General features: G+C 71.6%; 6 protein-coding genes. 4 read left to right on the top strand and 2 right to left on the bottom strand.

What is annotated here, in order from left to right; all coding sequences use genetic code 11:
* Window positions 1-52 precede the first annotated feature (52 nt).
* Window positions 53-1,318 carry a phosphatidylserine/phosphatidylglycerophosphate/cardiolipin synthase family protein gene (locus D7V97_RS33655; RefSeq protein WP_120614712.1) on the top strand — a complete coding sequence of 422 codons (1,266 nt, stop codon included), beginning with the start codon at window positions 53-55 and terminating at the stop codon, window positions 1,316-1,318.
* 18 nt (window positions 1,319-1,336) lie between these two features.
* Here D7V97_RS33655 and nth read toward each other — a convergent pair whose 3' ends face one another.
* Window positions 1,337-2,077 carry an endonuclease III gene (gene nth / locus D7V97_RS33650; RefSeq protein WP_233583391.1) on the bottom strand — a complete coding sequence of 247 codons (741 nt, stop codon included), beginning with the start codon at window positions 2,075-2,077 and terminating at the stop codon, window positions 1,337-1,339.
* A gap of 325 nt (window positions 2,078-2,402) precedes the next feature.
* Here nth and D7V97_RS33645 point away from each other — a divergent pair, with 325 nt between their 5' ends.
* The gene (locus D7V97_RS33645; RefSeq protein WP_233583390.1) at window positions 2,403-3,023 is read left to right on the top strand and encodes a hypothetical protein; all 621 of its coding nucleotides are present in this window, start codon (window positions 2,403-2,405) and stop codon (window positions 3,021-3,023) included.
* Between the two features lie 34 nt (window positions 3,024-3,057).
* The gene (locus D7V97_RS46170) at window positions 3,058-3,504 is read left to right on the top strand and encodes a hypothetical protein (protein WP_233583389.1); all 447 of its coding nucleotides are present in this window, start codon (window positions 3,058-3,060) and stop codon (window positions 3,502-3,504) included.
* Between the two features lie 3 nt (window positions 3,505-3,507).
* Here D7V97_RS46170 and D7V97_RS33635 read toward each other — a convergent pair whose 3' ends face one another.
* Window positions 3,508-4,008 carry a GNAT family N-acetyltransferase gene (locus D7V97_RS33635; protein ID WP_120614710.1) on the bottom strand — a complete coding sequence of 167 codons (501 nt, stop codon included), beginning with the start codon at window positions 4,006-4,008 and terminating at the stop codon, window positions 3,508-3,510.
* A gap of 233 nt (window positions 4,009-4,241) precedes the next feature.
* On the opposite strand from D7V97_RS33635, the gene D7V97_RS33630 reads away from it, so the two are divergent.
* On the top strand, window positions 4,242-9,818 hold the full coding sequence (locus tag D7V97_RS33630; RefSeq protein ID WP_233583388.1) for a hypothetical protein: 5,577 nt from the start codon (window positions 4,242-4,244) through the stop codon (window positions 9,816-9,818).
* Window positions 9,819-9,980 lie beyond the last annotated feature (162 nt).

Below are 9,980 nucleotides of genomic sequence, written 5' to 3'. Positions count from 1 at the left end.
GGAGACGGGCGGTGACTCCCGTGCAGCGTCGGGCGTTCTTACGTTGAGCCCCATGAGCGACCTCCAGGACGTGGAACTGCTGCCCCAGCCGGGGGCCCATGGCTTCGATGGTGCGAACCGCAAGCACGAGATGCAGGGACCGTTCGAGCTGCCGCCCGGTCCGGAGGGGTTCTCCTTCTCGTTGTTCCAGTCCACGGGCGTGGGGCTTTCGCCCGGGCACCGGATGCACCTGCTGGAGAACAGCCAGGTCTTCGACCGGATGTTGGAGGACCTCCGCGCGGCGAAGCACAGCGTCCACATGCTCATCTACATCTGGCGGCCGTGTGAGCTGTCGGACCGCTTCGTGGAGGCGCTGACGGAGCGAGCGCGCGCGGGCGTGCAGTGCCGCGTCGTCGTGGATCCGGTGGGCAGCGAGGAGACCACGGGGGACAAGGACTTCGACCAGCAGGTGGAGAAGCGGCTCACCGACGCGGGCGTGGAGGTGCACTACTACCGGCTGCTCGCGGGCAAGGTGCTGGGGCGGCTGTTGGGGCGTTCGCACCAGAAGGTCGTCGTGGTGGACGGACGCATCGCGTACACGGGCGGCTTCGGCATCTGGAAGGTGTGGGAGGGCGACGGGCTGAAGGAGGACAACTGGCGCGACACGCACATCCGCGTGGAGGGCCCGGAGGTCCGGCGCTTCCAGGTCACCTTCGCCAAGCACTGGCAGGAGTCGGGGGGCGGGCTGCTGCCGCGCGAGGCGTTCCCGGACTTGAAGGAGGAGGGGGGCGGGTGCGCGGCGTTCATCGACAGCACCGGGCGGCTGGGCATCACCGAGGCGGAGCGGATGGTGCGGCTGGTGGTGGCGGCGGCGACGAAGCGGCTGTGGATCGCCAACGCGTACTTCACGCCGCCCAACGACATCCTGGAGCAGCTGGAGGTGAAGGTCCGGCAGGGCGTGGACGTGCGGGTGCTGGGGCCGGGACCGCACCACGACGTGCCGGTGGTGCGCGCGTCGCAGCGGTCCACCTATGAGCGACTGCTGGCGGCGGGCGTGCGCATCTGGGAGTACCAGCCGGCGATGATGCACTCGAAGACGATGCTCGTGGACGACTGGCTTTGCGTGGTGGGCTCCACGAACCTGGACGCGCTGTCGCTCAACAAGTTGAGCGAAGGGTCGCTGGTGTTCGAGGACAAGGAGATCGCCGCGAAGCTGGAGGCGTGCTGGGAGAAGGACGTCCGGCACTCGAAGGAGATCACCCTGGAGAACGGCGGCCGGACGAATCCATGGCGCAGGTTCGCGCGGCGGGCCACGCAGTTCGCGGGGCATGACCGGTAGGGCGCGGCTGCTGCGGTGCTACCGGTGGGAGGTGACGCCCTCCTGCCGGCAGTAGGAGAGCACGGGGCAGGTGGAGCACTTCGGGCGGGAGCCGGTGCACACGTGCTTGCCGAAGGGGACGAGGAGCCGGTTGAGCTCCACCCAGTAGGGGCGGGGGAGGACGGCTTCGAGCGCCGCGAGCGTGCGCTCCGGAGTGGAGGCCTTCACGTAGCCCCAGCGGTTGGTGACGCGGTGGACGTGGATGTCCACGCTGATGACCTCGTGGCCGCAAGCGATGCCGAGCGCCAGGTGTGCGCACTTGGGGCCCACGCCCTTGAAGGACTGGAGCACGTCCGGGTCGGCGGGGAGTTGGCCGTGGAACTCGTCACGCGTGCGCACGGCGATGGCGTGGACCTGATGGGCCTTGGCTTCGTGGAAGGTGACGGGGCGGATGAGCGCGTCGATGGCATCGGGCGTGAGGCGGGCGAGGGCGTCCGGGGTGCTGGCGCGCTCCAGGAGGCGCAGGGATGCGGGGAGGCTGATCTCGTCGAGCGTGCGGATGGAGAGGATGCACGCGATGAGTTGCTCGAAGAGGGAGCCATGGCCCTTCGCGGCGAGCTCGAACATCGCGGCGTCCGCGAAGGAGCGCACTTCGTGGCGCACGCGGCGGAGGACCTCTTCGATGTCGAAGGGGAGCTTGTCCGTGTGCACGGGCACGGCGTGTACGGTGCGTGCGCTCTGGGAGCGCGGAGCGCGTCGGGGCTGCTTCGTGTCCGCCATGCGGGCCTCCTGACCTGAGAAGTTGGGTCGGGAGGGCAAGACTTGCTGCGTGTTGTGGCCTGCTCCCTTGCACGGTGGGTGGGCGGGGCGGCTGCCTTCGTGATGGAGTGCGTTCTCCACGCTCGAACGGCGGAGTCCTTTGAAGGTCCCTTCAAGACTGAACCGCCGGGTCTGGGCAGAGCTTGCCCAGATGGGTGGGCCCTCACTCCTGCTCTGTGTGCTCGCATGCGCGAGCCCCAGGCTCTACTTCCTGAGTAGCAACCTTCCTCGGCTGGAGAAGAACCCAAGGCTGATCATCGCCCCGGGCCCCTGGGAGCATCCGGACGTGCCGGTGGTCTACGCGGACATGGGGACCATTCCGGATGACCTGGTGCTGCCCGCGCTCCGGGCCTTGATGGCGCTTCCCGGTGCCGCGGATGCGTGTGATGCGAACACAGGGCAACCGCGCCCCGATGCAACCGAGTATTGCCTCGCCGTCTACCGGACGCCGCAAGACTGGCGTGTCTCCTGGCCCGTCCGGAAGCAGATGGGAGAGCGAGGCGCCTGTCAGCCACCGATGGGCGGTGTCGCCGACAAGGACTTTGGAAGTGACCTGCCGATCTTCGGCTTCGCCCATAACCATCCCTGCGGCACGGACATGAGCAGTGCGGACCTGCTCGTGTTTCCCGCGGTCAAGGTGGGCGAGGCTCGCTGGACGATGATCGAATACGCGGTGTCCCCCGGCGGGAGTCCTGCCCGCGATGCTCGTGGGCGGCCCATTCCCGCCTGGGCCTGGCTGGTGACAGGACACGCGGAGACGCCCCGGTTCCTGAAATGGAACTTCGCGGGAGAGGTCTTTCGCTGGAGCGACGCGGAGCGACAATGGCGGCTCGAAGCCCGCTGCGAGCCTGGGCCTCCCAGGAATCTCGGCTCGACCCTTCCTCCTCCGAAGTGCTACCCCCGATGATGCCGACTCATCCGTGCCCTGGGAGAGGTGCCGTGTGCTGAAGCCCCATTACGTCCTGCTCCTGGTGTCGCTCGTGGCGGATGGCGGCAGCACCTCCACGAGGCCTGATGCCGGCCCCTCCGGGAAGCAGGATGGAGGGATCTCCGCCATCACAGACGGCGGCGCCACGGCAGGGATCCGGTGGCCCACGGATCTCCGCCCGCTTGCGACCCTGGACGGCCCGGCCATCCTGGCCGCCCATGCCGCGCTCCAGCGCGTGCTCGAAAGCTTCCCCAAGCAGGATGCGGGCGCATGCGAGTCCTCGGCCCGCTCATTGGACGTGGTGGTGGGCCAGGAGGGCGGCGTCTACTTCGTCCGCATCGACCGGCGCCTTGACCGCTGTGGATGGCCCGCGGGCAGCAGTCTGGAGTTCGACTGGTTCGAGCTGTACGCCGTGTCGCCCGAGGGGAAGGTCCTCGCGCGACGTGCCTTCATGCCGTAGCGCTCAGGCGCCCTTCGTGAGGTCCAGCGCGTACCAGCGGTCACAGCCGAAGTGCCCGGTGCGGCCCAGGGGGGCGCAGAGGGTTTCGAAGCCGAGCCGCTGGTAGAGCTTCTGGGCCTGCGTCATGCCCGCCAGCGTTTCGAGGTAGCACTGGCGGAAGCCCGCGGCCTTCGCGAACTCCAGACAGTGTCTCAGCAAGCGCTCGCCCGTGCCGTGGCCCCGGGCCTGGGGCAGGAAGTACATCTTGCGCAACTCGCAGACGTCCGGCGCGCCTCCGTCCAGCGGCGCGATGCCTCCGCCTCCCACCACGCGGCCTGCTTGTTCGACGACGAAATAGGCGTGCCTCGGCCGGGTGTAGGCCGCGCTCATCGCGTCCACTTCGGGGTCGTGGATCGCGAACCCCGGGCCGTCCGCTCCGAACTCAGGCATCACCGCGCGAATGACCGCGGCCATCGCCGCGTCGTCCCGGGCCTCGATGGGCCGCAACGTCAGTTCCGTGCTCATGACCTCCACGGTCCCATGCCCCGGTGCCGCCGGCCAGCGCCGGGTGTGCACGTGTGCAGCCCCCTGCACAGGTGCCACGCGCCCACCGCACCCCCCGTGGATTTCAATCCCGCGACCTTCCAGTGCATTGTGCGTGGCACGTCCGTTGTAGAGGGGGAAGTTCCATGTACTGTCCTGCCTGCCGACAAGAACGCCTGGGAAGTGCGCGCCAGTGCGTTCTCTGCGGCACCCTGATGTCCGCCCGAGCCCGTTCCGCCATCGAGGCCGAACTCGCGCACGTCCACTTCCTCCTGGACGAGGCCCCGCGCTGGGACGCCTCCGATGTGCCCGCCCACGTGCGCCGCTGGCTCACCGAACGCTACGAGCGACAGGCCCGCGTCCTCCTCTCCATCCTCACCGAGTCCCCCGCCCAGGCGCTGACCCCCGAGCCCGAGCCGGCGCCCGTCGCGGTCCAGGCCGAGGCCGCTCCCGCGACGATGGGGGAGGGGGCCGTTGCCGTCGGTCCCGTGGCGTTCGCCGCGCCGGAGGTCTCCGCGACAGCCGCTGTCCCCGCTGAAGCGCAGGTCACCGTGGAGACCCTCTCCACCGCTGCGCTGGCCTCCGAAGCTGCGCTCACCGAGGCCGTGGTTCCGGATGCCTCCGAAGCTCCCGTGGCTCATGCGCTCACGGAGGCCTCCGTCGCGGGTGCCCCCGAAGCCGCCAGGTCCTCCGCTGCGCGCTTCACCGTGCATGACGTCTCCGCGTCCCTGGGCGTCGCCACCCCGGACACCGCGAGCCCTCGCGGTCCGAAGGCCGCTCGCACGCCTCCCGAGTCCCACGCGCGGCCGATGAACGCGAACCGCGCGGCGGCCTCGCGCCAGCTGCCCCCGAATCCGGCTGAGCCGTTCATGGAGCCGCCCGCGCCCGCGGGCCGCACCGCGCGCCTCGTCGAGGAGGCGTCGACGTGGAGCCGCGTGTGGCGGCCGTTCCTCTACGAGAGCATCGCGTGGTTCATCGGCGCGTTCCTCATCCTCTCCGGCACGCTCTACTTCGTCTTCGAGTCCTGGGACGGGATGACGTCCGTCACCCGCTCGCTCACCGTCTTCCTGATGACCGTGGGCTACTCCGTCGGCTTCTCCGTCTGGGGCGGCTTCCTCGCCCGCCGCGAGTCGCTGCGCAGGCCCGGCCACATCCTCGGCCTCATCGGCTCCGCCGTGGCCCCGCTGGGCGGCGTCGCGCTGGGGCCCATGGGCTTCGGTGAGGCCCTCCAACTCGACGGCGTTCACCCCGCGCTGCTCGTGCCGCTGCTCTTCGTCTGGGCCGGCGTCGCTGCCTTCCTCGCACGCAAGCCCGCCGAGTCCTTCGACGCGCCCTCGCGCCCGTTCGTCCAGGTGGGCCTCGTCGGCGCCACGCTCATCATGGGCCTCGCCCCCCTGGCCGCGCGGCTGGGCGCTCCGGCGGTGTGGCTCAACGCCCTGCCGTGCATCCTCTTCTTCCTGCTGTCGAGCAAGCCGCTCGCCACCCCGCGCAAGGGAGACGCGCTCGCGTTCGCGCTCACCGCGCCCCTGTACCTGACCGCGCTGTTCGCCATCCGGTTGCACCTGGCGCTGGGCTCCGCGGACGCCTCCGTCCCCGCCGGCACCTACGCGCCCTTCGTCGCCTTCCTGCTCGCCACCTGCCTGCGCTTCCGCACGCTCGATGCCGAACGCTCCGCGGATCCGCTCGCCGTCGGCACCGTGGCGCTCCAGGTGGCCTGCCTCGCGGGCGCCATCGGTGGCACCACGCCGGCCCTCTTCCTCACCGCCGCCATCTTCACCGGCACGCTGGTGTCCCTGTCGCGCGGGCCCGTGTCGCGCCTGCCGTGGCTCTATCCCGCGTACGTGGGCGCCTACCTCTCCTATGCGTCCAGCGTGCAGATCATCCCGCACGCGGCCACGGTCCTGATCAACGCCCTGAAGACGCGGCTGGGCTACCCGCCTTCGGAGGTGCTGCCCTTCCAGTACGGCGCCCTGACCGCCATCCCGTTCGTGCTCGCGGGCCTGGTGCTCGCGTTCCGCCTCCAGCGTCGCGGCGAGCGCACCGGCGATGCGCGCGACCTGGGCATCACGGACGTGCTCCTGCGCGCCACCACCTGGGCCGCGCCCGCGTTCGCGCTCTACGGACACCTGGGCACCGACATGCGCCCGGCCTTCTTCGCCACGCTCGCCCTGGCCGTGCTGTCCCTGGGCGCGGGCCTGCTGTTCAAGCGCTTCCCGCTGACCGCCGTGGGCTCCGTGCTCTTCGCGGCGCTGCCGCTCTCCGGAGCCATCGCCTTCGGTGCCGGGCCCGCGGCCGTCGTGGCGGGCACGTTGGCGCTGGGCCTCGCGGGACTCGTGTGGCGCCTGGAGGATGCGCGCACGCAGCGCTTCCTGGGCGCGGTGGTCGGCGTCCTCGGGACGAGCGCGTTCGCCTTCGCGCTGGGCGTGCACCCCGCCGCCGCGCCCATCGTGGGCCTGGCGCTCGGAAGCGTGGGCGTGCTGGTGGCCGCGTTCCGGCTGCGTGATGACGGCTATGTGGCCTTCGGCGCCTTCCTCGCCGCGGCGCTCCTGCCGAAGCTCGCCACCGTGCACTCCACGCAGGCGATGCTCGCGTCGATGGTGGGCGGTGCGCTGGTGCTCGCGCTGCTGGGCGAGCGCGGCGGCCTGCTCAAGCGGCTGGGCATCCCGGCCCTCCTGTACGCGGGGCTCGCCGTGACCTGGGGCCTCTGGAGCCAGGAGCCCTTCCTGGGCCCCGTCATCCTCACCGCCGCCGCGACCGTGGCGGTGACGTCCCGCACCTTCCCGGGCGTGCGGCCCTTCGCGGTCGTGCTCATGGGGCTCGCGCTGTTGCCGGACGTCCCGTCGCTCTACTCGGGGTGGCACCTGTCGCCGGCGGTCTCGCTGGTCCTGCTCATCGCGGCGTCGCTCCTCGCTTCGGTGGTGGCCGCGCACAAGGGCCGCAGTCCGAGCACCGTCACCGCGGGCATCCTCGCGCTCCTCCTGCCGCTGGTGCCGGTGGAGCTGGCGACCCCGTCCCAGCAGTCCGTGTTCCTGCTGGGCGCGGCGCTCGCGGCGCTCTTCACCGCTCGCGCGCTGCCCTCCACGCTGGGCCTGTTGATGGCCACCATCGAGGCGGGCGTCGCGCTGTACACGATGGGGCCCCTGGCCCTGCTGGGCCTGGCCACGTTCCTTGGCATCCTGGCCCTGCTGGACGACGTGCCCGCCGTGCGGCGCATCGCCACGGGCGGCGAGTCCTTCGCCCTCAGCTCCACCCTGGCCTCGATGGTGGTGCTGGCCGCTTCCACGGTGTGCTGGAACGAACATGCGCTGGCGCGGACTCCCCACGCCACGCTGCTCGCGCTCATCGGGCCCGCGCTGCTGCCGCTCTTGTGGACGCGCTCGCTGCGCCAGTCCTTCCCCGCGGCGCTCATGGTGCCCTTCAGTCTGTTGGGCATCGCGGCCGTGGGCCACCCTCCCGCGTGGGTGGCGCTGCTGCCGCTCTACCCGCTGCTGTTGGTGCGCGTCGTGGAGCACGTGCCGTCCGTGGCCTCGCTGCTCCTGCGCTCGCGTGACGAGGCTCCTCGCCACGCGCTGTCGATGTGGATGCAGGTCGCGGTCGCGGGCATGGGCGCGCTGTCGCTGATGGTGCCGGAGCTGGGACAGCGCGCGGCCCTGGTCTCCGCGGTCGCGCTGGTGCTCATGACGGGGCCCCTGCCGTCCTTGCGCGTGGGCATCGCCTCCGCGCTCCTGATGTTCATCCCGGAGGCGCGGCCCTTCGCCACGGTCCTCCTGCTGGCCCTCGCGCTGGCCTCGCATCACGTGCCCGACGCGCTCGCGGCCTTCTTCCGAGGGCCTCGCGATGAAGCGCTGCGGCCTACCGCCGTGGGTGGCGCCCTGGCCGTGACGCTGCTCTCCGTCCTCTCGTCGCCGACGCCCGGTGCGCTGGCGGCGCTCGGTGGGGTGCTGCTGGCGGCGACCTTCCTCCTGTCCCAGCGGTGGCTGCTCACCGCGGCGGTGTGGGCGTTCTCGCTCGCGCCCATCGGCTTGTCGGTGGATCCCGGAGCGTGGCGTCCGGAGGCGGGGCCGCTCGTCGCGGGCGTGGCCCTGGCCGCCGCGCTGCTGTCCGCCCTGTGCCAGTCCGGCGCCGTGCAGCGCACGCTGACGAACATCATGGCCCGCCTCACGCCGGGCATCGAAGGCACGTGGAGCGAGCCCCTGTGGGTGGGCAGCGCCGGCACCGTGGCCATGCTGTTGGGGCTGTGGCTGACGGCCGCGGGCCCGGGCGCGCTGCCCCTGCCGGTGGCGCTGGTGGCGGGTGCCGCGTCGCTGGTCCTGATGGTGACGCGCGAGCGCCTGATGATGAACGGCGCCACGGTGCTCCTGGGCGCGGTGCTGGTCGCCGCGGTGCCGCCGCTGTGGGCACCGGCCATCGTGGCCGGCGTGGGCCTGGTGCTGGCGCTGGTGGGCTTCGGGCTGGACAAGCGGGGCGTGGCGGTGGGCGCGGCGCTGCATCACAGCGGCGCGGTGCTGGCGCTGCTGTCACTGTCCGGCCTGCGGGACCTGAAGCACCCGGGCATGCCGCTGAGCGTGCTCTTCGCCTGGGCCACCGCGTGGACGGTGGTGCTGCGCCGTCGCGAGCGTGAATGGCTGGGCTGGGCCGCGTCCCTCGTCGCGGTCCACGCGCTCATCCTGCACTACGGCGCGGTGCACTCCACGGGTCGGGGCGCGGAGTTCATCCTCCCGTACTTCGGCGCGGCGACGGCGCTGCTCGCCACGCTGGTGCTGACGGTGGCGGGCCGGAAGGTGCGCGGGCCCATGGGGCTCGGCTTCTCCGGCGTGGCGCTCGCGGAGGTGCTGCTGGCGGTGCTGGCGGTGCACGTCCCGGGTGGCGCGGCGCGCGAGGCGTGGGCGGCGTGCGGCGGGCTCGTCTTCCTGCTCTTCGCCCTGGTGCGACACGCGGCGCGCGAAGAGGACGAAGCCGCGGCGTGGATGGCGCAGGCGGTGGTCGCGGCGGGCTACCTCTGCGTGCGCCTCATCGGCGTGGGCGCGAGCCCCAGCGCCCCGGACAGCCTGGCGTCGCTCATCGGCGGCGCGGTCTTCACCGGCCTCTACCTGTTCGTGCGGCGCGAGGGCGCGGGCCTGAAGGCCTTCCGCCGTCCGTCCATCGCGGGCGCGTGGCTGTTCCCGCTGGCGGGCCTGCTGTCGCTGCCGTGGGGTGAGCCCTTCGTGGCGGTGGCGCTGCTCGTGGGCTACGCGGCGCACTTCGCGGCGCTCGCGGCGTGTTCGAAGAACAAGGGCCCCGCGTCGCTCGTGTCCATCGTGGCCTTCAACCTGGCGCTGTTCTTCGTGTGGCTGGGCACCGGCTCCGGCGAGCCGCAGTACTACGCCATCCCCGCGGGCCTCTCCCTGCTGGCCCTGCTGCGCGTCTTCCGGGGCGGCCTGTCGCAGGACGCCTACGCGCAGCTGCGCGCCGTGGCGGTGACGTGCATCTACGTGGCGGGGGCCTGGAAGCCGCTCCTGTTCAACGACGGCGAGGCGATGCTCCTGTGCGTCTTCCTCTGCCTCGTGGGCGTGGGCGCGGGCATCGCGCTGCGGATCCGCTCCTACGTGTACCTGGGCTCGGGGTTCCTCGTGACGGCCGTGGCCGCCAACCTGGTGCGCTTCGGCATGCGCGACCACCGCGTGGGCGCCGCGTTCCTGTCGCTCCTGGGCCTGCTGGTGGTGGGTTTCATGGTGGTGCTCAGCGCCCACCGCGCAGCCCTCCTCCAGAGGTACGCCCGGGTGCGAGACCTGCTCGCGACCTGGGAAGGGTGATCGCTGTTTGACGTACAACGATTCCGGGGTTGAATGCGGACGCGTTCACCCCCGGAGGACTTGTTGCTGCTGCGTCGTTCGTCGCTCGTCATCCTGATGTCGCTGGGCTGCCTGGTGGGTTGTGCGCACGTCCCGAACGTCGCCTCCCCCCTGGCGTTGGGG

It is taken from the genome of Corallococcus sp. CA053C, from assembly GCF_003611675.1.
In the GTDB taxonomy this organism is placed as follows: domain Bacteria; phylum Myxococcota; class Myxococcia; order Myxococcales; family Myxococcaceae; genus Corallococcus.
The sequence above is the reverse complement of the archived record's forward strand: the minus strand, read 5'-3'. Positions and strand labels throughout refer to the sequence as shown.